Here is a 25,407-nt window from a genome sequence, read left to right as displayed (position 1 = left end):
ATTACGCCTTTTTCGTCTTGAAAAGCTTGTATTCGATCGCATCTTTTAATGCCAGCCACGAAGCTTCGAGAATGTCTGATGAGACGCCTATCGTGGTCCAGTTGGTCTGCTGGTCAGTAGACTCGATCATGACCCGCACTTTAGCCGCCGTGGCCAGGTTCGAATCCAGCACACGTACTTTATAGTCTATCAGTTTGATGTCTTTGATGACGGGGTAAAAAGGCTCCAGTGCTTTTCGCATTGCCTTATCCAGTGCATACACAGGGCCATCGCCATAAGCGGTCACTTCCGCTTCCTGGTTATCTACATAAATATGCACGGTAGCTGAAGAGTTGATGCCATTTATCGATGGTTCATGAATGTACACACTATATTGTTTCAACCTGAAAAATGGTTGAAACTTGCCCAGCAGCTTTTGCATCAGCAAATCAAATGAGCTTTCTGCACTCTCAAACTGGTAGCCTTCATGCTCCAGTGCTTTCAGGTGTTCAAGTATCTGGATAGCCTCATCAGACTCCTTGGTCAGGGTCGGATCTATCTGTTGCAGTTTATTCAGAATCGCCCCGCGCCCTGCCACCTCGGATACCAGAATATGGCGTTCATTGCCGACCATGTTCGGGCTGACATGCTCATAAGACTTGGGGTTTTTATTCACAGCATCAATGTGCATACCGCCTTTGTGAGAAAAAGCATCATGGCCGACATAGGGTGCTTTATCATTAAAAGTGACGTTTGCGACTTCGCTTACAAAGCGCGCAGCGGTCGTGAGTTCAGCCAACTGGGCTGAAGAAATGCATTCCAGCCCTAGTTTCAGCTGCACGTTTGGAATGATAGACACCAGATTGGCATTGCCACAACGCTCACCGATGCCATTGATGGTGCCTTGTACCTGCACCGCACCTGCTTGCACCGCAGCGACAGAATTTGCCACTGCCATCTCGCAATCATTATGGCAATGAATACCGATTTCTAAAGTGGGGAAACGCGTAACAACTGTTTGGGTGATTTCAAAAATCTCGTTGGGAAATGTCCCGCCATTGGTATCGCACAATGCCAACACATTCGCACCGGCATCAGCCGCTGCCTGCAAGGTATTCAATGCATACTCGGGATTTGCTTTGTAGCCATCGTAGAAGTGCTCGGCATCGAACACAATCTCTTTATTTTGCGCTTTGAGAAAGGCAATCGTGTCGCCTATCATCGCCAGGTTTTCCTCCAGCGTGGTACGCAAGATATCGGTCACCTGGTAATCCCAACTCTTGCCAAAAATAGCGACCGCTTGGGTATTGGCGGATAACAGGGACTGCAGGTTTTTATCTTCGGCAGCTGCAATCCCAATTCGGCGCGTGCTGCCAAATGCAATGATCTTGGCGTGTTGTAAATTCAGCTCGCCGACGCGTGCGAAAAACTCTAAATCTTTTGGGTTGGAACCGGGGTTGCCGGCTTCGATGTAGCCTATGCCTAACTTGTCCAGGCGTTGCACGATTTTGAGTTTATCCTCGACTGAAAATGAAACACCCTGCGCTTGTGCTCCATCGCGCAGGGTTGAATCATAAGCAATCACACGTTGCCTGGACATAAGGATTATTTGTTTGCGGTCATTTTTTGCGGTTATGCAAATTCGCTGCAATACGCATACGCAAAGCATTCAGCTTGATAAAGCCGCCGGCATCTTTCTGGTCGTAGGCGCCTTTGTCATCCTCAAAGGTAGCAATAGTAGAGTCAAACAGCGAATCTGTTTTACTGTCACGGCCTACCACAATCACATTGCCTTTATACAGCTTCACACGCACCCAGCCATTGACTGTCGCTTGCGTGTGGTCGATTAATGTTTGCAGCGCAAGACGCTCCGGGCTCCACCAGTAACCGTTGTAGATCAGGCTGGCGTAGCGTGGCATTAAATCATCTTTCAGGTGCGCGACTTCGCGGTCCAGCGTGATGCTTTCAATCGCACGGTGTGCCTTGAGGATGATGGTACCGCCAGGGGTTTCATAGCAGCCACGTGACTTCATACCGACATAACGGTTTTCCACCAGATCCAGGCGGCCAATGCCGTGTTTGCCACCAATACGGTTAAGTTCTGCCAGGATTTCATGCGCTTTCAAGGCTTTGCCATTCAGGGCTACGATATCGCCGTTCTTGAATTCGATATCCAGGTACTCAGCTGCATCAGGCGCTTTCTCAGGCGACACTGTCCAGCGCCACATATCTTCCTCGGCTTCCGCAGAAGGGTCTTCCAGATGACGGCCTTCGTAAGAAATATGCAGCAAGTTAGCATCCATAGAATATGGACTGCCGCCTTGCTTATGCTTCATTTCAACCGGGATGCCATGTTTTTCGGCGTAAGCCAGCAGTTTTTCGCGGGACAACAAATCCCACTCACGCCACGGGGCGATGATCTGGATATTCGGGTTAAGCGCATAAGCACCCAGTTCAAAACGCACCTGATCGTTACCTTTACCGGTCGCACCATGTGAAATGGCATCGGCTTTGGTTTCATTAGCGATTTCAATCAGGCGCTTTGCAATCAATGGACGTGCGATAGATGTACCCAGCAGGTATTCGCCTTCATATACAGTATTGGCACGGAACATAGGAAAAACGAAGTCACGCACAAACTCTTCGCGCAGGTCATCAATGTAGATTTCCTTGACGCCAAACTTTTGCGCTTTCTCGCGCGCCGGTTCCAGCTCTTCACCCTGGCCCAGATCAGCAGTAAATGTCACCACTTCACATTGATAGGTGTCTTGCAACCACTTCAAGATCACGGAAGTATCCAACCCGCCGGAGTAGGCCAATACCGCTTTTTTAATATCGCTCATTTAAATAAATCCCAAACTGAAATCATCAGGCTTGTTTTATCAAGCCACTTTTCCCAATAATAAATATTCCATCAACGCTTCTTTGGTATGCCGCCTGTTAACACTATGGCCGCCAAGCTTAACCTAAAGATTAGCTCGCGCCGAAACAGCTTGCACATCTTAAGCTAGCGCTTAAAGAATTTTTCCCAGCAAAAGGTACTCCATGAGTGCCTTCTGCGTGTGCAATCTGTTTTCAGCTTCATCCCAGACCACGCTTTGTGAACCATCAATCACTTCTGCAGAAACCTCCTCGCCACGATGGGCAGGCAGGCAATGCATAAACAATGCATCCGCTTTCGCTACCCGCATCATGTCGGCATCGACTTGCCAGTCGGCAAAGTCTTTACGGCGCTCTTCATTTTCAGCTTCAAAACCCATGCTGGTCCAGACATCGGTCGTTACCAGGTCAGCGTCACGTGCCGCTTCCATCGGGTCAGCAAACGACTCAAAATGATCAGTGCCGTAAAGATTGGCACGCTCAAACTCGACTTCGTAGCCTGGAGGCGTTGACACATGCACGTTGAAATCCAGTACTTCAGCGGCTTGCAGCCAGGTATTGCAAACATTGTTGCTGTCACCGATCCAGGTCACGGTTTTGCCCTGGATAGAACCACGATGTTCAATGAATGTAAAAATATCCGCCAGTATCTGGCAAGGGTGATATTCGTTGGTCAAACCATTAATCACCGGCACACGTGAGTTCTGGGCAAAACGCTCGATAATGCTTTGCTCAAAGGTACGGATCATGACGATATCGCTCATGCGTGAAATCACTTGCGCCGCATCTTCCACCGGTTCGCCACGGCCCAGTTGCGAGTCGCGCGTATTCAGGTATATGGCTGAACCGCCTAGTTGCTGCATACCTGCTTCAAACGACAGGCGCGTACGCGTGCTGGCTTTTTCAAAAATCATGACCAGCGTTCTATCCACTAATGGCCAGTATTGTTTGTAATTTTTGAACTGGGATTTAATCCATTTCGCGCGCGCAAAGATATGCTCTATCTCATCACGCGCTAAATCGTTAAACTGCAAAAAGTGTTTGATACTCATGATATTTCAGCGCCAGTTACTTCACGCGCTTGCCTTTAAAAAATTCAAAATCAGGGGAGCGAGTCTATTAACTAACTCTTCGGCCTCTTGCTTGGTCATGACCAGTGATGGCAACAAGCGGATAACTTTTTCAGAAGTCACGTTAATCAATATCTTTGCTGCCAAGCCCTGTTTAACCAGCTCGGCACAAGGCCTATCCAGTTCAACACCTATCATCATGCCGGCATTACGTATCTGGACGATGCCTTTCTGGCCTTTTAATGCATCAGTGAGCAACTGGTTAATGTAATTACCTACAGTCTCTGCATTTTCGCGCAGGTTTTCTTCGGCAATAATATTCAGCGTCGCCAGCCCGGCGGCAGTTGCCAGTGGGTTGCCACCAAACGTTGAACCGTGCTTGCCCGGGCTAAAAGTATCAGCCGCTGCACCACGCGCCACACAAGCGCCAATTGGCACGCCAGAACCCAGGCCTTTAGCCAGTGTCATCACGTCAGGCACAATCCCCGTATGCTGGAAAGCGAACCAGGTGCCTGTTCTGGCAATACCGGACTGTACTTCATCCAGCATCAGCAACCAGCCATTCGCATCACAGATCTCGCGTAAGCCCTGAAAATAGGTTCTCAGGCTAGCGGGAATATGCACCCCACCTTCACCCTGAATCGGCTCCACCAGGATAGCCACCACATTGTTTTTGTGTGAAGCGATGGTTTTGATGGCTTCCAGGTCATCAAAAGGCACACGCAAAAAGCCACTGACCAAAGGTTCAAAACCTGCTTGCACCTTGCGATTACCGGTAGCAGACAAAGTCGCCATGGTCCTGCCGTGGAAGCTATGGTCCATCACGATAATTTCAGGATGATCTATACCCTTGTTGTGCCCATACAAACGCGCAAGCTTGATCGCAGCTTCGTTCGCTTCGCAACCTGAGTTACAGAAAAAGATCTTATCCATGCCGGAAATTTCAGCCAGCTTATCTGCCAGTGCTGACTGCTCGGCGATCTGATAAATATTGGAGACATGGATCAAACGGGCAACTTGCGCATTGAGTGCGGCGGTAAATTTCGGGTGTGCATGACCAAGACCATTCACAGCCACGCCAGACAGCGCGTCGAGGTAGCGATCACCGGCGGTGTCTGTCAACCAGACACCTTCGCCTTTGACAAACGTTACCGGCTGCCTGCCATAGGTGTTCATTAAATGTTCGGAATGCATTTCAAACCCTTTTTCAAAAAACAAAACGGCGGCTCAAGCCGCCGTAAACGTCTTGAACCTTCTAAAATCCTAATACTGCACGATGACTCAATCCATTCGCCATAAAAAACAACATCGGCAGGGAGAGCATCATATTTGTGCGCGATGCCAGCATAGCTACACGTCGCGCTTTATTCTTGGCTGAATCATCAGCAGGCACTATACCTAAAATCTTTTTCTGGTTCGGCCAGATAAATACCCAGACATTGATCAGCATGATGGTGCCTAACCATGCACCCACACCAATCACTTCAAAACCATTGCGCAGCATGAAAGCATCACCCATATGCGCGCCAAGCAAAGCAGCACCAGCCAGCCAGGTCACCACGGCAGACCAGCGGAACCAGAGCAATGCCCTGGGTGCCACATGTTTGCTGATGCCAGCAGCCGTGCCATCCGCCGCCGCGTCTTTCAAGGCAGCCATCTGCACCAGGTTAAAATAATACAGCAGACCTATCCAGGTAATGCCTGCCAGGAAATGTATCCATCGTGCCAGAGCCGGTACCAGTTCCATGGTTTAGCCTCCGACCGCGATAAAGTTCTTAAGGAAAAACACCAGTGCCAGAGTTAATAACAACCCTGAAATGATAGTACCTGCGACAGATTCCAATGGATTTTTCATACTTTCCCCCTTGTATGTAGCCATGTTTATTGTGAATATTGCATGCCCTATTCAAAGCAAATAAGACGCAAATTCCGGTCATTTCACCCGCCCTTTAATACAGGGATTTTTTGTTGTGAAATCACAGTTTGGCGAATGCTGGAGATTACCGCAAAAGTCTTGATTTGACAAGTTGGCAAGCCTGATGCAGCCCTGCCAAACCGATTTCCCAGATGATGGCTGGACTTTTTCGATTTATAATGCGCGACGGCATTATGATTGTGCGTTTGAAACTCAAGCGCCTCCCTATGAGGAACTCACACACCATGGCAACAAACCATATCGATGTATTGCTTGTTGGCGGCGGCATTATGAGCGCTACCCTGGCTATTCTTCTGCATCGTCTGGACCCTGCACTACAGATTTGCATGGTGGAACAGTTGGAAGATGTAGCCTTGGAAAGCTCCGACGCCTTGAACAATGCGGGTACCGGCCATGCCGGATACTGTGAGTTGAATTACACTCCCAAAACCAAAAACGGGGACATTGAGATTCGCCGCGCGCTTGAAATCAATGCAGCGTTTGAAGTGTCGCTGCAATGCTGGTCAACCCTGGTGAAAGAAGGCGTATTGAACGCCGATGATTTTATACAGCGCGTGCCGCACCTCAGCGCAGTATGGGGCGAACAAAGCAGCGCGTTTTTGCGGCAACGTCACGCCCTGCTCAAAGGGCATCCGCTATTTGCCGAAATGCAATGGAGCAACCAGGAAAAAAAACTTAATGAATGGATGCCACTGATGATGGCTGGCCGCAGGCAGGCAGATCATATGTCTGCCACCCATGTCGGGCATGGCTCTGATGTCAACTTCGGTGCTTTAACGAGGCAACTGGTCGCGTATTTAAAAACACGCTCTAATTTCACCTTGCTGACCCAATCGCGCGTCAGCAAACTGAAGCAGCAGCACCTAAAAGAACAAAGTGCGTGGCAGGTGCACATTCAACACTTAACTTCAGGCCAAACGCAATCGTACAACGCCTCGTTTGTTTTCCTGGGTGCTGGCGGCGGCGCATTGCCGCTCTTGCAGCAATCCGGCATCCCTGAAGCGCAGGGCTATGGCGGCTTTCCGGTCAGCGGACAATGGCTGATCTGCAATAATCCTGCACTGATCAATAAACACCATGCCAAGGTCTACAGCCAGGCTGCAGTTGGCGCGCCACCGATGTCTGTTCCGCATCTGGATACACGCATGATCCATGGAAAACCGGCACTGCTATTTGGCCCTTATGCTGGTTTCACTACCCGCTTCCTCAAGCAAGGCTCACGCTTAGACCTGGCCAAATCGGTCAAATTCAAGAATATCAAAAGCCTGCTGGGTGTATGCCGGCACAATGTAGACCTGACAAAATACCTGATTAAAGAAGTATTCCAGGGCCACGAAAAACGTATGAATGCACTACGCGTATTTTTGCCGGAAGCGAATAGCCATGACTGGAAGCTGGCGCATGCCGGCCAGCGGGTACAGATCATCAAACGCTGCCATCAACACTGGGGTAAACTGGAGTTTGGTACTGAAATTGTGGCTTCTGCCGATGGCAGCCTGGCAGCATTGCTAGGCGCATCGCCAGGCGCATCAGTGAGTGTCAAAGCCATGCTGGATGTACTCGAACGCTGTTTTGGCGACCGTATGCAAACGCCAGCCTGGCAAGACACATTGAAAGCACTGATTCCCTCTTACGGAGAATCGCTGATTGAGGATGCAAACCTGCTTGGCCGTGTTCGGCGAGATACATTGAGCACATTAAAGCTTGCGCCATAGGCTATTGATTTTTCAAACAAAACTCATTTATTTGAAGTCATGAGCTGCTAACGGATGATAAGAAAAATTGAATTTCATAGCCAATGTCATGGTCCAGCCTACAAATACTTAAAAATGAAAGCCCATTTGTTGATGCCTTATTTTTCATTGTCTCATTCAAATTTTCCAGCCTTCAACCTGCCTCTTGGTGCAAAGACCTCTGCGTTATTTGCCAGCCTGGTGCTAGCTGGCTGCCAGGCAACAGAAGCGCAAAATACGCCTTCACAAACACCAGATTTCGGTGAGAACGTCATTATCATGGATCCTTCCATGCCCTCGAGTGATATCCAGAACAAACTGGATGCCATATTCAAACAGCAGGAAGCTAACCAGTTCGGCCCTGAGCGCTATGCGGTATTGTTCAAGCCTGGCGTTTACCATAACAAAGTCAGGTTAGGGTTTTATACCCAGCTATTAGGTCTGGGGCAGTTTCCCGATGATGTCATGCTGCAAGGCGGTATCCAGGTGGAAGCCTCCTGGCATGGCGGTGATGCCACGCAAAACTTCTGGCGCAGTGTAGAAAACCTTTCAGTGACGCCTGATAACGGCACCATGCAATGGGCGGTTTCACAGGCATCCCCTTTACGCCGCATCCATGTGCGCGGCAATATGTTGCTGGATGACAATGGCGGCTGGTCGAGTGGCGGATTTATGGCAGACAGCCTGGTTGATCAGGAGATCAATTCCGGTACCCAGCAACAATGGTTTACCCGCAACTCCACCCTGGGCAGCTGGACTAACCAAAACTGGAACATGGTTTTCGTAGGCGTAAAAAATGCGCCCGAAGCCAACAACTGGCCTACACCGCCCTATACTGTGGTTGAGCGCACGCCGCGGGTCAGTGAAAAACCATTTTTAAATATTGATAGCGTGGGCCATTACAGTGTTTTTATTCCGGCATTGCGAAAAGACACTCAGGGAGTCAGCTGGCAAGACAAACGCGTAGCAGGTGAAAGCCTGCCGTTAAACAAGTTTTATATTGCGAAAGCCAATAAAGATACCGCCAAAACCATCAATGCCGCATTGGGCAAGGGCAAACACTTATTGCTGACACCAGGCATTTACAAACTTGATGCCCCAATCCAAATCAAAAAACCGAATACGGTTGTGTTGGGATTAGGCATCGCCACCCTGTTGCCTACTGCTGGCAATATCGCGATGACTGTGGCCGATGTGGATGGCGTCAAAGTCAGCGGCGTACTATTTGATGCCGGTGAAAAGAACTCTGACATATTGCTACAGCTTGGCGACAAGAAAACGGTTGTCAGCCATGCGCAAAACCCGAGCACCCTGCATGATGTATTTTTCAGGGTGGGTGGTGCCAGCGTCGGCAATGCCACACATAGTGTGATTGTGAACAGCAACCATGTCATAGGCGATAACTTATGGGTGTGGCGCGGCGACCACGGCAATGGCATAGGCTGGCAAACCAACAAAACCAAACACGGTATTATCGTGAATGGTGATGACGTCACCATGTACGGTTTGTTTGTGGAGCACTTCCACAACTATCAAACCTTGTGGAATGGTGAGAATGGCGAAGTCTATTTTTACCAAAGTGAAGCGCCTTATGATGTGCCCAACCAGCAAAGCTGGATGAACGGCAGCAACAACGGTTATGCCTCCTATAAAGTCGCTGACGATGTCAAACACCACAAAGCCATCGGCATGGGGATTTACTGCTTCTTTGATGTGAATACCAGCGTCAAACTGCATAGTGCGATTGAAGCACCAACCGGCCCGGGCATTCACTTTGATCACATAACCAGTGTGTCGCTAGGTGGAACCGGGGAAATCACCCATGTGCTCAATGACCAGGGTGAAAAAGCTTATGACAAAAATTATGTATCCAGGATAGTCAGTCACTAAGCGCAGACTGGTCGCTTCCCCCTTTATCTAGAATCCAAACAGTGAGCGGAAAATAATCAATATTTTCCGCTCACTGCATTTTTAGCGTTTGACTTTGCGATCAAGGAAATTGTGCATTAACTTGCCAATTTCCTCGCCATCCTCTTCCAGAGCAAAGTGACCGCTATCGAGCAGGTGCAATTCAGCATGAGGTAGATCACGCAGGTAAGGCGTTGCCCCGGCAGCCGGAAAGATTTTGTCGTTCTTACCCCAGACTATCAACATGGGTGGTTGATGTTTACGGAAATACGCTTGCCATGCCGGGTAAAGCGGAGGATTCGTCCCGTAGCTGTAGAACATCTCAACTTGAATATCCTTGTTTCCAGGGCGATCAAGATAGGCCTGGTCTATTACCCAGGTATCAGGGCTCACATGCCTAGCCGGGTCACGAAAGCCCTCAGTGTATTGCCATTTGGTAGCGCCAATTTCCAGCAGCGGGCGCAGCTTGGCTGCATTAGTTTCTGTTTTATTTTTCCAGTAGGCTTTGATCGGCTCCCAGAACTGATTATCTATCCCCTCTTGATATGCATTACCGTTTTGCACAACGATTGCAGTGATTTTTTCCGGGTGTGCAGCAGCCAGGCGGTAACCGATAGGTGCACCATAATCCTGTACATAGAGGGCATAGTTGCTTAAACCGATCTTGGTGGTCAATTTGTCTACTACTGCAGCCAGGTTGTCGAAGCTATAACTAAACTTATCCATGGCTGGCTGATCGCTTTGACCATAGCCGGGATAATCATGCGCGATGACGTGATAACGGTCAGCTAGTTGCGGTATAAGATTGCGGAACATATGTGACGAGGTTGGAAAGCCATGCAGAAGCAGGACTGTAGGCGCATTTTTAGGCCCTGCTTCGCGGTAAAATACTTTCACGCCATCAATCACTACCGTGTGATATGAAACAGCCCTTTCATTCTGGATAGCTTGCGTTGATGTTTCTGCCGCCGTTGCCTGATACACCGGCAAAACTGATGAAGCCATTAGTGCAGCCAGTAATACTGGAATTTGCATCGCAATTTTAAATTTGGTGTAGTTCATCATTTATCCTTTGTCATTGAGGTCGATAACCGAAGAAATTCGGGATGACTCAATGTAACCGGATAAGAATTTAAGAAAAACTAGCGGGAAATCAATACACTGTTTCGCTTAACGTAATAATCAACGACAGTAAGGCCTGGCCTTTCAATCCGGGCAAGCCTGTTTGCATGAATCAGGCTGTTTGCTGACCATATAAACGCTGGTAAACACTACCCGCCTGGTTAACCAATGTATCATGCTGGCCTTCTTCAATAATACGGCCAGCATCAAACACCAGTACACGATCAGCTTCTTTCACGGCCGACAAACGATGCGCGATGGTAATCGTGGTACGGCCACGCAAGAACACATGCATAGCCGCATGTAGCAAGGCTTCAGTGTGGGTATCCAGCATAGACGTCGCTTCATCGAGGATAACAACTTGCGGCTGCTTGAGCATCATGCGCGCAATCGCCAGCCGCTGTCGCTGTCCACCTGACAAGCGCACGCCACTACGTCCAAGTTGCGAATCCAGCCGCTCTGGCAAATCACGGACAAATTGCGCCAACTGGGCTACTTCAAGTACCTGCCATAGCTCATCATCAGAATAAGGTTGTTGCATGGAAAGGTTTTGCCGCACGCTATCATTGAATAACATGGGATGTTGCAGGACCACACCTACATGCTCACGAACCTGGGCATAGCCTAATTGCTCTATCGATTTTCCATTAAACAAAATCTGTCCATGGTTAGGCGCATACAAGCCGAGTAGCAACTGCACGAGTGTAGACTTTCCTGCACCGGAAACTCCAACCAGGGCGACCTGCTCCCCCGGCGCAATATCCAGGCTGACCTGATCAAGTATCGGGTCACCCTCGCCATAGGCAAAAGTCACCTGTTTTAGCGTAATGGCGGCGGGCTGCTGGTCAGTGAAACCTTTCACTGCTGCCGGATAATGCGGCTCTTCATCTGCTTCCAGTACCTGGTTAATCCTGCTCAGAGCCGCTTTGGCTGCATAGTAGGAAAATTGCACATTGAGCAGCTCCTGTACCGGCCCCATCATGAACCATAAATAGCCGAACACGGCGATCATTTGGCCGACTGACAAATCCGAAAACACCACCATCAACATGGCGACGGCACGGAAAATCTCGAAGCCAAACAGGAATACGCCAAATGACAAGCGGGATAAAGCATCTGATTTCCAGCCGGAAGCGGTAGCGGCTTCCCTGACCGCTTCCGCGGCTTGCTTAGCCTGTTCGAGGAAGCGTTTGTCACTATTGCTGGCGCGAAGCTGTTGCATCACTTCCAGTGTCTCGCTGACTGATTGCGACAACACTTCAAACGCATTATTTTCGCGCTGTTTCCATAGTTTGACCTTTTTACCCAGCACCATGGTCAGCGCAATGACAAACGGGTTAAGCAGTAGAATAATCAAGGCCAGTTGCCAGTGCATCCATAGCAAAACTACGGCGACACCAATCACACTTAATACGGCAACCAGCACTTTGGCGATGGTCTCACCGAGGAATTTATCCAGTGTTTCAATATCCGTCAGCAGGCGCGCAGTGATTTGCCCTGCCCCCAGGCTTTCATATACCTGCATGCGGATACGTGACAACTTGTCGAGCAGCGTTTGCCGAACGCCTAATGTGACCTGCTTGGATAAACTGACAAAAATGCGGGTGGTAGCCACACCGAGCAATACACTGCACAGACGCAAGCAAATGGTGAAAATCGTCACGCAAGCAATGATGGCGATGGGACCCATCCATGTTGGCGGGAGCCACTGGGAAAGAGTCTGGGTAAGTTTACCGGGTTGATTTAACAGGACTTCATCGACCAGCAGTGGCATCATCAACGGGATGGGCACCGCGACTGCGGCACCGCAAAATGCCAGCCACTGGCCCAACCACAAACGCCGAGACTGCCGGCGTAACTGCTGCCAAAGGCCAGTTAAAGTAATCATGAATCTGAAGCTTATTTCTGGGGATTGGCCAACACGCGTTGACGGCGGATTTCATACAAAGCAATGCCACTGGCGACACTGACATTCATACTTTGCACTGAGCCAAACATAGGGATAGTAATCAGTGAGTCACAGGTTTCTTGGGTCAGGCGGCGCAAGCCATCGCCTTCAGCACCCATCACCAGGGCAATCGGCCCTTCAAATTTGGTGTTATGCAGTTCACTTGGTGCATCCATAGTGGTGCCGACTACATGCACGCCCGCTTCTTTGAGCTCACGCATGGTGCGCGCAAGATTGGTAACTGAAATAAACGGCACTGTTTCAGCGGCGCCACTTGCGACTTTACGTACCGTGCCATTTAAGCCGACTGAACGGTCTTTGGGCGCAATGATCGCATGCACGCCCATGGCATCTGCAACACGCAAACAGGCACCCAGGTTATGCGGATCCTGCACACCATCTAGGATTAAAAAGAAAGGTGGCTCATCCAGGTCTGATTCGAGGATATCGTGGATATCCTTATAAGGCATGGGCGTTTCAATCACCCTGGCGATCACACCCTGGTGGCGGCCATGTGCACCGATAAATCCGTCCAGGCGGTTACGCTCGGACTGGATCACACGAATATTCTGTGACTTGGCCATCTCCAGCAGGTCGCGCATACGCGCATCTACCCGGTCTTGATCAATGATGATTTCCTGAATGCTGCTGCCATGCTGACGCATGCGACTCAACACCGCATGAAAACCAAACAGAATGCGGGCTTCTGACATAGTTACTCCTAATTAATTTAATTCTGATTTCAAACGCCAAACGCCGCGCAGATTAGTTCAAGCGCGGGCTGGTTTGAATATTTCGCAAGGTTGCACGCATAAGAAACAACCTTGCGAAATGTGCACAGGCGATATTATCGGGCTTTCGCCTTGGGTTTGCCTTTATTTTTTTGCACCGAGCGACGGTTTTTTTCTTTTGCCGTACGTGGTTTGCCAGCGCCCTCTTTGCCTGAGCTTGCTGAGGTTGTTGCTGTTCTGGCTTTGGATGACGCTTTATTACCTGTCGCTTTACCCGTTTTACCAGCGTTATAGGGGCTTGCAGGTCTGGCCCGAGCCTCTGTTACCTGCGATCTTCTTGGGCTGGATGTTCCGGCTTCTGAAACTGTCTCAGTTTCTGCGCCCTCATCGGAAGCGTCGCCTTTCCCTGCCAGGGTAAAGTCGATGCGGGCGGTTTCCAGGTCCACACGCACGACTTTCACGGTCAGCCGGTCGCCAAGGCGATAACGAACACCGGTACGCTCGCCTACCATTTCATGGCGGGCTTTGTCATGGATAAAGTAATCGTTTCCAAGGTCTGTCACATGCAGCAAGCCTTCGACATACACTTCATCCAGCGCTACAAACAGGCCGAAACTGGTCACGCCAGCCACGGTGCCGGCAAATACTTCGCCGACTTTATCCTGCATGTAAAAGCATTTCAGCCAGTTGGTGACATCACGTGTCGCATCATCGGCCCTGCGTTCAGTCATCGAGCAATGGGTGCCCAGTTGATGCCAGTCTTTGGCATGGTAACGCTTGCCTTCTACAACTGCCTTGATTGCGCGGTGTACCAGTAAATCCGGATAACGACGGATAGGTGAAGTAAAGTGCGTATACGCATCGTAAGCCAGGCCAAAATGGCCGACATTATCCGGGCTGTAAACGGCCTGCTGCATAGAACGCAGCATCACGGTTTGCAATAATTGCGCATCCGGACGCGATTTAATGCGCTGCATCAGTTTGGCGTAATCCTTGGCCTGCGGCTTCTCACCACCGCCTACGCCGAAACCGAACTCGCCCATAAACAGGCGCAGGGCTTCCAGTTTCTCCGGCGTCGGGCCTTCATGGATACGGTACAGGCAAGTCTGCTCGTTTTTGAGCAGGAAATCTGCGGCACAAACGTTGGCGGCCAGCATGCACTCTTCAATCAGCTTGTGCGCGTCGTTACGTACCACCGGCACAATCTTGTCTATCTTGCCGTTGTCATTGAACACCATCATGGTCTCGGTGGATTCAAACTCGACCGCGCCGCGTTTTTCACGTTGCGTCAGCATTAACTTGAACACGCCATTCAGATTATTCAAATGCGGCAGCAGCCATTGGTATTCTGCGGTCAGCGCCGGGTCTTCCTCGTGCAGCAACGCAGATACCTTGGTATACGTCATGCGCGCTTTGGACAGCATCACAGAAGGGTAGAACTGGTATTGCTTGACTACGCCCTGCCCATCGATCTGCATATCACAGACCATACACAAACGCTCAACCTCAGGGTTGAGCGAGCACAAGCCATTCGATAAGGCTTCCGGCAACATCGGAATCACGCGGCGTGGAAAGTACACAGAGTTACCGCGGTCAAACGCCTCTTTATCCAGGGCATCGCCAGGCTGCACGTAAAAACTGACATCAGCAATTGCCACCACCAGTCGCCAGCCTTTGCCTTGCGGCTCGGCAAATACGGCATCGTCAAAGTCACGCGCCGTTTCACCATCAATGGTAATCAGCGCTAGATCACGTAAATCCTTGCGGCCTTTGTAATCTTTGGGCTGGACCGTTCTTGGAAAGTCCTCAGCCTGTTTGATGGCTGCCGGATTGAATTGATGCGGCAAATGGTGCTTGCGTAAGGCAATCTCGATTTCCATACCGCTATCGGCATAGTTACCCAGAATCTCCACCACTTTGCCCATAGGGCGCGAATGTGAGGAAGGGTATTCAGTCAGTTCAATGGTGACCACCTGCCCCACTTGCGCATCCATATCCAGATGGTAAGGAATCAGGATATCCTGACTGATACGCTTGTCTTCTGCAGCCACAATCGTCACACCCTGTGCGCGAATGACGCGACCTACAAGCGTCTTGTTGGCTCGTTCCAGCACTTCAACCAGCTTGCCCTCCGGGCGGCCTCTTCTATCCAGCCCAGCCAGCCTCACCATGGCGCGGTCACCATGCATGACCATGGTCATTTCTTTCGGGCCCAGGAAAATATCTTCAGGATGCTTGGTCTTGTCATCTGGTACTAAAAAACCAAAACCATCGGTATGGCCGAAAATAGTGCCGGCGATTAAATGTATCTTGTCCGGCAGGCAAAATGCGTTTTTACGATTGCGCATTAACTGACCATCACGCTCCATCGCGCCCAGGCGGCGGTTAAAGTTATCGCGCTCATCATGGCTGATGTCTAGCAACAGGTATATCTGGTCTGCGCTGAGGGGAACACCCTGATCGGAAAGAAGCTGCAAAACCAGCTCACGGCTTGGTAACGGTGTTTGATATAACTCGGCTTCGCGTTGCGCCTGCGGGTCATTTGCCCGCAGAGGCGTTTTAGTTTTTCTTGTTGACAATATTAATTCTTCCTTTAAAATGCACAGCTTCTTTAGCCCAGGTGGCGGAATTGGTAGACGCGCTAGTTTCAGGTATTAGTGTTTAACGACGTGGAGGTTCGAGTCCTCTCTTGGGCACCATAAAGAATAAAACAATCCTTTGTTAGTAATAACTTAGGATTTTTTTGTTTTAAGCTACCCAAAAAAACTACCCGCATAAAATTTATTCTGACTGTGTTGAGACAACATAAGGTCAGTTTAACACTCTTTCCAATATCTACCGTTTTACTACAGGTAGAAATTCGACAACATCCCTCCTGTTTAGTCATTCGAAAGTTTTTTTATTTCATTCATATTTTTTGAAATATTTGCTCATCGCGAATTAGTTTTAATTCAATATTCCTACATTAAGCCGGCTTTAAAAACGCTACAATTCGCTCGAATGATTTCAGTTTTTTACAGCTAAGCATGAGCGATGCAAATTCACGCCGGATTGCGCATATCGATATGGACGCATTTTTTGCTTCCTGCGAATTATCACAATATCCGGAACTCCGCGGTTTGCCGGTAGTAGTAGGCGGACGTGCTTCTGATACCCCTAAATTGAATGATGATGGCACGCATATTTTCTCGCGACTGCGGGATTATGTCGGCCGTGGCGTATTAACCACTGCCACTTATGAAGCGCGCGCACTGGGCTTGCATTCTGCCATGCCTACCATGCGTGCTGCCAAACTGGCGCCAGATGCGATTATCCTGCCTGTCAATTTTAATTTATATCGTCGCTATTCACGGCTATTTAAAGAAGCTATACAGTCGATCAGCCCCGTCATTCAAGATATTGGCATTGATGAAGTCTATGTGGATATCACCATGCTGGATGAGGATTCCCTGACTATCGCAAAAAGGCTAAAGGCGGCCGTATTGGAGGCCACCAGCCTCACTTGCTCTGTCGGCATTGCGCCCAATAAGTTATTAGCCAAACTTTGTTCCGATATCCAAAAACCGGATGGTATCACCATTATCAGCATGGACGATCTGCCTTCCCGTATATGGCCCATGCCGGCACGCAAAATCAATGGCATAGGCCCTAAAGCCAGCGCCAAGCTTGAGTCACTGGGAATCCACACGATTGGCGAGATTGCCACACTGCATGAAGCCTGGCTGATCTCACATTTTGGACAAAGTTACGGCAAATGGCTTTATCGCGTCTCTCGCGGGCTGGATGACCGGCCGGTCGTAACCGAGAGCGAGCCGGTTTCCATGAGCCGCGAAACAACCTTTGAACAAAACCTGCATGCAGTGCGCGACAAGCAAACCTTGAGCGCAAGCTTTACCCATTTGTGTGAGCGTGTCGCGGATGACCTGCAACGTAAAGGCTATGTCTGCCGCAAGATAGGCCTCAAGCTGCGTTTCGATGATTTTAAAACAGTCACCCGTGACCTGACACTAGCCAAACCTATTGCAGATGCACAATCGATACGCCGAGCTGCGGGCAAATGTTTAAAGCGCATAGATCTTAATCGCACAATACGTCTGCTTGGTGTAAAAGCCAGCGGCCTTGAACGGCCTGGTGTCCAGGCAAGTAAAGCCTCTGAACAATACACGTTTAATTTTGATTGATGAGATATTTGCTGCATTTAGGCTTGCCTTTACCCACGCAACCACTATCTAACATTTGACTTAAGCACGCCCCATCCATACAAGCTTTTCCGGAGAACCCCTATGAAGTACTGGCTTTATCTAGCAATCGCAATCATTTCCGAAATCACCGCCACATCAAGCCTGAAAGCCAGCGAAGGCTTTACCAGACTATTACCTTCAATGGCGGTGGTCATTGGCTATGGGCTATCGTTTTACTTCCTGTCACTGACGCTCAAAGTCATTCCAATCGGGATCACTTACGCAATATGGGCAGGTCTGGGCATTGTGCTGCTGGCCATTGTTGGCTGGGTATTTTATGGGCAAAAACTTGATACTGCAGCCATCGTCGGCATTGGTTTTATCCTGGCTGGCGTACTTATTATGAATTTATTCTCTAAAACAGTCTCTCATGGATAGATAATCAATTTATCAATCAATAAATCAGAATAATTTAAAAGGAGAAATGAATGAGGGCTTTATTCACATCGTTGGTATTGATGGCCGGATTTATTCCGGCTGCTAGCCATGCAGCAGCAGAGACATTGAAACTGGATGAGTCAGTTGAAATTAATGCAAACGCAGATACAGTTTGGGCAAATGTCAGCAACTTTGGCGACTTGGGCTTGTGGCACCCAGCCATCAAGACCACGCATATTTTAAGCGGCACGCCTAACCTTCCTGGCGCCATCCGCTTGCTGACATTACAAGACAATAGCCAGGTTAAAGAAGAATTGCTGACCTTCAGCCCGGCGCAAAAAACCTTTAGCTATAAAATCCTGGATGGCGTGTTGCCAGTCAGCAACTATCGCTCAACCATTAGTGTGAAAGCGATCTCTGCTACAAAATCCAAAGTGTCCTGGAGTGGTGACTTTAAACGCAAAGACCTTTCGGATAAGCCAGTCGCTAACCAGACCGATGATGATGCGATTAAAACCATGACTGTGGTTTATAGATCTGGCCTTGATAATTTGAAGAAAATATCTGAAGGCAGGTAATGATGGTTGGTATTTACTTTTTATAAAACAAAACCGGCAAATTAGTTTTTGCCGGTTTTTTAAATCTCTAGTTTGCTTAAAGACCTAACTCACTCAAGCCAGGATGGTCATCCGGGCGTCGACCCAGAGGCCAGCGGAATAACCGTTCACTTTCTTTAATCGGTAAATCATTGATAGATGAAAAACGATTGATCATCAGTCCGTCCGGCCCGAACTCCCAGTTTTCATTACCGTAAGAGCGAAACCAGTTTCCCGAGTCATCTTTCGACTCATAGGCGTAGCGAACCGCAATGCGGTTTTCAGTAAAAGCCCACAACTCCTTGATCAGGCGGTACTCCAGCTCTTTGTTCCATTTACGCTCAAGAAACGCCTGTGCCTGATCGCGGCCCTTCACAAATTCTGCCCGGTTTCTCCATTGCGTATCCAAAGAATATGCCATGGCAACTTTGGCTGCGTCCCTTGAATTCCAGCCATCTTCAGCCAGCCGCACCTTTTCAATGGCTGTTTCGCGTGTGAACGGCGGAACAGGTGGGCGAATAGATGGGGTTGAGCTCATTTCAATCTCCTGAGTGGATTAGCAGTTCTTGTCATTTATAAAACTATAACGCTTTAGAAGCCTATTGAATAACCTACATAACCCAACGGCTGAAAACGAGTTTCGACGATCGGGCTATCGGCCTGCTGGTTGCCAAGGCGATTGGCAATCAGCCCGAAAAAAACCGCCTGATCAGCAGTCACACTATAAATCCCATTAACGCCTAGTTGCAACTGCGTGCCCGCCTTAGCCTGATAGGCCGGGCGATCGGTGCGAACTTCATCAGCATCGACGCCAAAGTAATAATCATTAAATTTTCGGTTATTCCACTGCACGCCAACCAGGCCATTCACGCGGAACCGTTCAGACCGGTAAAGACTGCGGATAAATTGTAGCTGCACATTCTGGCCGTTGCTGGCACCACCGGCATCGAATCCCCATTGTGCATTGATGGTGCCATAATCAGTCTGCCAGCGCAGTACTGGGCCGACATCTACAGAAAAATCACGGTCGTTCATGCCTTTGGTACGGCTGCTGTCATCGGCATCCCAGCCAAACCTAGCATCGGCAGACAAACCCATACGGATACGTTTGTCATCCGACTCCAATAACCAGACGCCTGCCTGCAAACCATTGATATAAAAGCGCTCGCCATAGTTGGCGTTGATGACAGGCAAGATCAGCATACGCTGATCTTTGGAGCCCGAAGTTTTTGGAATCACCCCAACGCCCAGGCCATACATGTTTTTCTGTCGCGGCATGGCTGTTTCGGTTTGCCTGTCAATATTGGTTTCTGCCATTACTCCGGGACTTACTAGCAACATGCTGACAAGCCCGAGTGCGTGATTGAATGGTGCTAATGCTTTTTTGCCTGGCTTATTCAAACTTCTTCTCCGATTCTAAGGCTTTAAATTGATATCCAAATGATATTAAACAGGATTCTGTAAATTACATTAACCACAGACGCCATATCTGTAAAGAAGTTGCTTAAACATCCGTGTATTTCAACCTCATAAACCCATCGTTAAATTAAGCTCAAAAAAATAGAGCTTACATCTCACAATCAGTATCATCCGGAACTTTTATTTGCGCGCCCTCTTTCTAGTTAAAATATTAGCTAAGTGATTGTAAATTCAATAAAAAACAAGGTTTTATCTTCTGTAGTAAATGTAGGTTTTTGTAAGAATATTCCTACACGAGATTCAGCCAAAGATGTATGGAGCCTAATTTGATTAATCAGCATTATTGAGCCTTCATTGAAATAAATGCATTAAACCAAATTAGAAATTAGAGGGAGGACACACAATGTCACAATCTTCAGGTACAAACAGCGCTACAAGCGCGATTTCATTAGCTGCAATTACCGCTGGCGCTGTAGCTGCCGCAGTAGTGATTATGTCAATCGGCTCTATCGTTACCATCATATCTATTGGTGCATCCATCAACCCAGGAACGCAACAAACAGCGTCTAACTTTACTGATAGTACTGCTGGAATTCGTAACGTAGCTGTATTGCCAGTTGAAATGCAAACCACCAAAGCTGGTAACTTTTACAAAGTTAAAAAGAATAACAAGAACAAAAGCTTTTATATTGATGCCATCTTACGTGAAGATTCACACACCATTTCACCTGATTCACAACAGTCCAATACTGAGCCAAAAGAGCAGCAACCTAAATTTTCAGTTAAAGGTAATCACGTTTTCGCCAGCTTGAATGATAAACAAACACAAACCTTAATAGCCGCAGCATAATCAAAATTTCAAATGCGAAAGCTAATTTCAAGTTTACTAATCATCAGCAGTTTTTTAACTGCTGATTTGTTATTAGCAGCCGAAACAATTAAAGCACCCCATGTAGCCTTTTCCAGCAAATATCGTAGCGTCGATTATTTATTTACTGACCGTGCTGAAGTTGAAGCCATCGCCGATGGCGCCAATTATGATTTCGCTATCCGTGAAGTGGGTTGGGACCTGCTTTCAGCAGTTGGCCGAGCTTGCAATTCCGTAAAAAATATCCAGGCCATATTTATAGACCGCATTAACTTCAAAGAACGTCACTCCCTGGTCGTGCTCGGTGTCTTGGCAGACCTGCAATTCCTGTCTTTAAATATCGATGAAGCTCTCTCCAATGCAACCCTGAAAGAACTGCTCAGCGCGTTTGAGAGGGAGCATGTTTCCATCGTCCGCCTTGCTGAAGCAAGCGGTGTAGAACTTTCAATCTCAAAATAAAATTGCGTCAATCGCCTTTATTATTAAAAAGGCTCTCTACTGGTGTATTTCAGGTTTATCACAGATACATAGTTTAAAGCCTATTTCCAATCTTATTCCAGGCATCAATATTTCACTAAAGCATTTACAATAAAAGACCAAGAGTTGTTTACCTATCGATTAATTCAATCAGGTAACCACGCAGCATTTGACTGGTAATCAAGTGCAAAAACCTTGAGTCTTGGAGACTTTTAAGGCATTGTGGCGACATTGAACGAAGATACATTGGAACAAATGAATGAGCAGCACGTTTCACCCTGAAAAATCTCATATCAAGGTTGATCATACAAAGTTTGTAAAAGGAAATAACGCCTCCTTAAAACCTTTTCATTGTGAAAAAGGCCTGGTAGAAATTGGCAAACTAAATATTTTTCTCATCGGCGTGATTGGAGTGATCATATTTGGCTTGATTGCGCAGGAAGATGGGAGCACACTACTCTCTACGCAGGATATGCGTGTCCAAACGGTGACTACACCTGAAATTGCTGCTATTGAAACGCCAAAAGTAGATACTCCCGCAGAAGAACAGCCTGAGGCTCCTTTACCCGAGTCAAAACCCTCGCCCAAAAAACGTAAGAAAAACGAAACAAAAGCTACAGTGATTGTGACTCGCACTCAGCAACCTGAATCAGCGGCGGGTAACCAACTTCAGCATACCGAAGCAAACACAGAGACTGCAGCTAATCATGAAGCAGAACAACCAACTCTGAAAGAGCCTCAAAAAAACATGCTAGTGTTTAATATCTGGAGCGTTTCTGAACTGAGGCTGCGTAGTGCTTTCACAAAGCTAATCAATGATAGCTCAGCCCCTGCCTCAATTTTGGAGTCTAGAAAAAAAGAGTATCTCAGCTTTGTCAATAAAAGAAGCCACAAATGCGGCGAACTCAATAGCAAGTTTGCCAGCAATATCAATACAGTCGAGAAATTGACTTTTAAAGATAAAGATGTGGAAATTTTAGAATGCCATACTTCAGAAAATACGACTGAACTGAACAGATTAAATGAGTTGGGTGTGAGTGTTTCGTGATTGATTCGCTTGAAGCTGCATGGTCGTACTTAAGCTTGTATTTCATTATGTGATAGGAATATTCACCCTGCTGGTAACAAATAACATTTTAAATAGAAAAGCTTGATTAGTCAGAGACAAAAAAATCGCCCTGTATGGGCGATTTTTATTAAGTAATGATTACAGCGTACCTTTAAGCACTAATCCGATATAACGGAATGTTCCAAGACCATCCCAACCAACTGGATATTGGTTGTTGTAGTTATTAACGCTGGTAGTATAACGTTTGTCAAACAGGTTTTTGGCAACTAGATTAAGTTCAAATTTGTTTTTGGTATTGGTAATAATACCAATACCACCATCTGTGACTGAATAACCACTAACTTCACCATATTCCGACAATTGAGCCTCCAGATTTTGTTTGGAGCGAAACACTGTGCTAAAGAAAGCATGGCCCGTAAAGCCACCAGGAAGTGGTAGTCGATAATCAGCGCCTATGATACCTGTCAGCTTTGGTGCACCTACAATTTGTTTGCCAGTATTATCGCAAATGGCAGCATTGCTTTCTTGAGGGCAAGTCGCTTCTTCCCAATCTGTATATACCGCATGGTTATAGGCTGCACCAAAGTTAAAGACCAGATTAGATGTAGCGCTAAATGCACCATCCAACTCTATACCTCGCGCAGTAATTTCAGGAATATTACCAAAATCAGAACGATAGCCAGTAGGCACACCTGGTGAGACACCTACAAAAGTACTTGTGTTAGCTTGGTAGTCTTTAACTACTGTGTTATACAAGTTGACATTCAACAACAAACGTCTATTAAATAACACGCTCTTAAAACCCAGTTCGAAATCTAAAGACTTCTCTGGCTCAGCATCGAGGCGTGCACCGTTATTAGTACGGAAAGCAACTACTCCAGATTTCTCACCACCAGCGGCAGATGCATAAAACATTACGTTTTCGTTATATTTATAACTCGGACTTAACAACCATGATATTGAATTTTCAGTTAACTCGCCGTCTCTGTAACCGTAAGTGTTGCCAAGCACCGAAGTACGTATCGCAGTAATAGGCGCTGTTGCGCCTGTCAGTGGCGTAAGCGCCGAACCATCATACATAGTATTGCTTTTGGATATGCTATTGCTACGCTGTTCATGGGTAAAACGCAAACCAGTTGTTAAATCGACTTTATCGGTTAGGTGCCAGTTGATTTGACCAAACACTGCCTTACTGTCCGTTTTAGATATCTGCCGATTGGTTGCATATACATTGTCGAGAGAGTTTCTAAGCAACTCACGGCCAGCAGCCGTGTTAAAGAGTGCATCAAATTCCGCATCAGTGCCTCCAAAATAAAATGCACCAGCATCTTCACCATACAAATTACGTGAAGTTGTGTCAGCAGATGCATTCAGGTAGTACACACCAGTTTGGTAGTCCAGCAGACCTCCTGGTTCTGAAGTGAGACGGAATTCTTGTGAGAACTGTCTGGCATCGACCAATGTACCTCCGCGCGCAATATCAAACTTTGTTTCTTCGTTATCGTTCCGCGCATCAAAATGGTATTTACGGCTACCGGTAATGGAAGTCAAAGTGACCGGACCCAGATTCCAATCAACGGTTGCAGCAATACCACGGTTATATGTTTTCAATGGCTGTGCAGCATTAATTTCGACTTTATCTATATTGTCTTTACCTATAATTGGTCTGTAATTGCCGCCATCAAACCATGCTCGAGAAAGTCGCCCAGTATGACTCAGTCTTTGATTGGCTATCGGATCAACGATCTTGGCTTTGGTATTGCTCAGTTCATTCGCGACTGCGGAGTCTAGGTTGATCTTAGCAGTGATATTTTCAGTGGGAGTAACTAGGAACTGCAATCTTCCCCCTAGGCGATTTTTTTCATGAAACTCCCCACCTTCAATGAAAACATTGTCACGGTCACCTCCTTGCTTATCTACGAAGAAGGAACCACGCCATGCTAATAATCCATCTACGATAGCATTACTATAAGAGCCGCGTGCTTTCTGTCCAGAAGGAGAAGCATCTTCACTAAGGCGGCCACCTGCTTCCAGTTCTAGCCAACCCTGCTCTGTAAAACTTGGTGCACGGCTTACATAGTTGATTGCGCCTAAGGTAGTATTTTTACCTTTCAATGTACCTTGGGGGCCGCGCAAAACCTCTACACGGTCGAGATCGGTAAAGTTTTGGAAAGACATCCCTACTTGGCTCAGGTAAATATCATCCACTACTATACCCACTGCGGATTCAGCATTTTCACTACCTGTAGTCTTACCGATACCACGGATTGAAATACCGGAACGCCGGGCGTTTGGTGTTGTTGCAGTCAAACCTGGCGTAACCCTGGTTAAATCATCAATAGTAAAAATACGGTCACGGTCAATCTGTTTACCGCTGATAATGGTTTCAGGGATCGGCACATCCTGCGCTATCTCTGCACGGTTACGAGATGTCACGACAACGGAACCAAGCAGGTTCTGATCTTCTGGTTCAGTCTTTTTAGCTGTTTCTGCTTTGCCAGTGGCTTCTGCAGAGCTTGCAGGCTCTTCACCAGTCTGGTCTTTCAATTCTCTTTTGGCATCTTCAAGCGCTTGTTCAAGCTGAATGATTTTATCTCTGATCTCTTTAGAGTCTTTCTCAGCCGCGTATGCATCCAGAGAACCTGCTAGTGAAAGTCCAGCCAATACAGTAAATGCGGTGCCGCGGAAAACTGCTGTCGAATGGTGTTTTCCAAACACCATTGTGGAAAGCAGTTTGGCAATAATCTTGGGTCTGGCGTGTGTCCCTGTATTAATGTCTTGCATTACATCATCCCTTTTATAGTAAGTTTTAAAACTTTGTCACGCATGCCTTATCGCAAGATGCGTACCATACAAAAGAATGATGTTATATAATCTTTTATCTGCTTGATTTTATTGAAATTTATTTTTTATTTTAATAAAATAATATCTTTGTAAATTTAAAAATACTGCATCTCACCCAACATAATCTTTAGCGATTGTTGCTGTGGAAACAGCTTTTTTCACTCTGAGTTATGTATAAAATTTTACTAAGATTAAGATCATTTATTCA

General features: G+C 47.5%; 20 protein-coding genes and 1 tRNA gene. 9 read left to right on the top strand and 12 right to left on the bottom strand.

The window, feature by feature from the left end; genetic code table 11:
- Position 1 precedes the first annotated feature (1 nt).
- The 5 genes from cimA to LPA26_RS02760 all read right to left on the bottom strand — a co-directional run bounded on the left by cimA (position 2) and on the right by LPA26_RS02760 (position 5,676).
- On the bottom strand, positions 2-1,579 hold the full coding sequence (cimA, locus tag LPA26_RS02780; protein ID WP_229007246.1) for a citramalate synthase: 1,578 nt from the start codon (positions 1,577-1,579) through the stop codon (positions 2-4).
- A 19-nt stretch (positions 1,580-1,598) separates the two neighbouring features.
- Positions 1,599-2,822 carry an argininosuccinate synthase gene (locus LPA26_RS02775; protein ID WP_229007245.1) on the bottom strand — a complete coding sequence of 408 codons (1,224 nt, stop codon included), beginning with the start codon at positions 2,820-2,822 and terminating at the stop codon, positions 1,599-1,601.
- 171 nt (positions 2,823-2,993) lie between these two features.
- Positions 2,994-3,911 (bottom strand): ornithine carbamoyltransferase, encoded by a 918-nt coding sequence (gene argF / locus LPA26_RS02770; protein ID WP_055831226.1) that lies wholly within the window; start codon positions 3,909-3,911, stop codon positions 2,994-2,996.
- Between the two features lie 21 nt (positions 3,912-3,932).
- Positions 3,933-5,123, bottom strand: a complete 1,191-nt coding sequence (locus tag LPA26_RS02765) for an aspartate aminotransferase family protein (RefSeq protein WP_229007244.1) — start codon at positions 5,121-5,123, stop codon at positions 3,933-3,935.
- A gap of 61 nt (positions 5,124-5,184) precedes the next feature.
- Positions 5,185-5,676 carry a urate hydroxylase PuuD gene (locus LPA26_RS02760; RefSeq protein ID WP_055871721.1) on the bottom strand — a complete coding sequence of 164 codons (492 nt, stop codon included), beginning with the start codon at positions 5,674-5,676 and terminating at the stop codon, positions 5,185-5,187.
- A gap of 347 nt (positions 5,677-6,023) precedes the next feature.
- Between LPA26_RS02760 and mqo the strand changes: the two genes are divergently transcribed.
- Positions 6,024-7,580, top strand: a complete 1,557-nt coding sequence (gene mqo, locus LPA26_RS02755; RefSeq protein ID WP_255658868.1) for a malate dehydrogenase (quinone) — start codon at positions 6,024-6,026, stop codon at positions 7,578-7,580.
- 114 nt (positions 7,581-7,694) lie between these two features.
- Complete coding sequence (locus LPA26_RS02750; protein WP_229007242.1) at positions 7,695-9,488, top strand: adenylyl cyclase; 1,794 nt, start codon at positions 7,695-7,697, stop codon at positions 9,486-9,488.
- Positions 9,489-9,569: 81 nt separating this feature from the next.
- Here the strand turns inward: LPA26_RS02750 and LPA26_RS02745 are convergent, their stop codons facing one another.
- The 4 genes from LPA26_RS02745 to rnr all read right to left on the bottom strand — a co-directional run bounded on the left by LPA26_RS02745 (position 9,570) and on the right by rnr (position 15,886).
- Positions 9,570-10,568: an alpha/beta fold hydrolase gene (locus LPA26_RS02745; protein ID WP_229007241.1), complete on the bottom strand. Its 999-nt coding sequence runs from the start codon at positions 10,566-10,568 to the stop codon at positions 9,570-9,572.
- Positions 10,569-10,740: 172 nt separating this feature from the next.
- Positions 10,741-12,516 (bottom strand): ABC transporter ATP-binding protein, encoded by a 1,776-nt coding sequence (locus LPA26_RS02740; protein WP_229007240.1) that lies wholly within the window; start codon positions 12,514-12,516, stop codon positions 10,741-10,743.
- 11 nt (positions 12,517-12,527) lie between these two features.
- Entirely contained in the window at positions 12,528-13,289 is a 762-nt protein-coding gene (gene rlmB / locus LPA26_RS02735; RefSeq protein WP_229007239.1) for a 23S rRNA (guanosine(2251)-2'-O)-methyltransferase RlmB, read from the bottom strand.
- A 134-nt stretch (positions 13,290-13,423) separates the two neighbouring features.
- Entirely contained in the window at positions 13,424-15,886 is a 2,463-nt protein-coding gene (rnr, locus tag LPA26_RS02730; protein WP_229007238.1) for a ribonuclease R, read from the bottom strand.
- A 35-nt stretch (positions 15,887-15,921) separates the two neighbouring features.
- Here rnr and LPA26_RS02725 point away from each other — a divergent pair.
- The 4 genes from LPA26_RS02725 (at position 15,922) to LPA26_RS02710 (ending at position 18,504) form a co-directional block, all read left to right on the top strand.
- Positions 15,922-16,006: transfer RNA gene (locus LPA26_RS02725), tRNA-Leu, on the top strand.
- Positions 16,007-16,333: 327 nt separating this feature from the next.
- Positions 16,334-17,488: a DNA polymerase IV gene (gene dinB / locus LPA26_RS02720; protein WP_229007237.1), complete on the top strand. Its 1,155-nt coding sequence runs from the start codon at positions 16,334-16,336 to the stop codon at positions 17,486-17,488.
- 102 nt (positions 17,489-17,590) lie between these two features.
- Positions 17,591-17,926: a multidrug efflux SMR transporter gene (locus tag LPA26_RS02715; protein ID WP_055831206.1), complete on the top strand. Its 336-nt coding sequence runs from the start codon at positions 17,591-17,593 to the stop codon at positions 17,924-17,926.
- Positions 17,927-17,976: 50 nt separating this feature from the next.
- Positions 17,977-18,504 carry an SRPBCC family protein gene (locus LPA26_RS02710; RefSeq protein ID WP_055831205.1) on the top strand — a complete coding sequence of 176 codons (528 nt, stop codon included), beginning with the start codon at positions 17,977-17,979 and terminating at the stop codon, positions 18,502-18,504.
- Between the two features lie 76 nt (positions 18,505-18,580).
- Here LPA26_RS02710 and LPA26_RS02705 read toward each other — a convergent pair whose 3' ends face one another.
- Entirely contained in the window at positions 18,581-19,060 is a 480-nt protein-coding gene (locus tag LPA26_RS02705; RefSeq protein ID WP_055831204.1) for a nuclear transport factor 2 family protein, read from the bottom strand.
- A gap of 53 nt (positions 19,061-19,113) precedes the next feature.
- Positions 19,114-19,923, bottom strand: a complete 810-nt coding sequence (locus tag LPA26_RS02700; protein ID WP_229007236.1) for a MipA/OmpV family protein — start codon at positions 19,921-19,923, stop codon at positions 19,114-19,116.
- Positions 19,924-20,344: 421 nt separating this feature from the next.
- Between LPA26_RS02700 and LPA26_RS02695 the strand changes: the two genes are divergently transcribed.
- The 3 genes from LPA26_RS02695 to LPA26_RS02685 all read left to right on the top strand — a co-directional run bounded on the left by LPA26_RS02695 (position 20,345) and on the right by LPA26_RS02685 (position 22,334).
- The gene (locus tag LPA26_RS02695; RefSeq protein WP_229007235.1) at positions 20,345-20,791 is read left to right on the top strand and encodes a hypothetical protein; all 447 of its coding nucleotides are present in this window, start codon (positions 20,345-20,347) and stop codon (positions 20,789-20,791) included.
- Between the two features lie 12 nt (positions 20,792-20,803).
- Positions 20,804-21,268 (top strand): hypothetical protein, encoded by a 465-nt coding sequence (locus LPA26_RS02690; protein WP_229007234.1) that lies wholly within the window; start codon positions 20,804-20,806, stop codon positions 21,266-21,268.
- 277 nt (positions 21,269-21,545) lie between these two features.
- Positions 21,546-22,334, top strand: coding sequence for a hypothetical protein (locus tag LPA26_RS02685; RefSeq protein WP_229007233.1), 789 nt, complete (start codon positions 21,546-21,548; stop codon positions 22,332-22,334).
- A 159-nt stretch (positions 22,335-22,493) separates the two neighbouring features.
- Here the strand turns inward: LPA26_RS02685 and LPA26_RS02680 are convergent, their stop codons facing one another.
- Complete coding sequence (locus tag LPA26_RS02680) at positions 22,494-25,139, bottom strand: TonB-dependent receptor (protein WP_229007232.1); 2,646 nt, start codon at positions 25,137-25,139, stop codon at positions 22,494-22,496.
- Positions 25,140-25,407: the final 268 nt, after the last annotated feature.

The organism is Methylophilus sp. Leaf408, from assembly GCF_916856905.1.
Taxonomy (GTDB): domain Bacteria; phylum Pseudomonadota; class Gammaproteobacteria; order Burkholderiales; family Methylophilaceae; genus Methylophilus.
This window is presented reverse-complemented; position numbering and strand designations above follow the sequence as displayed.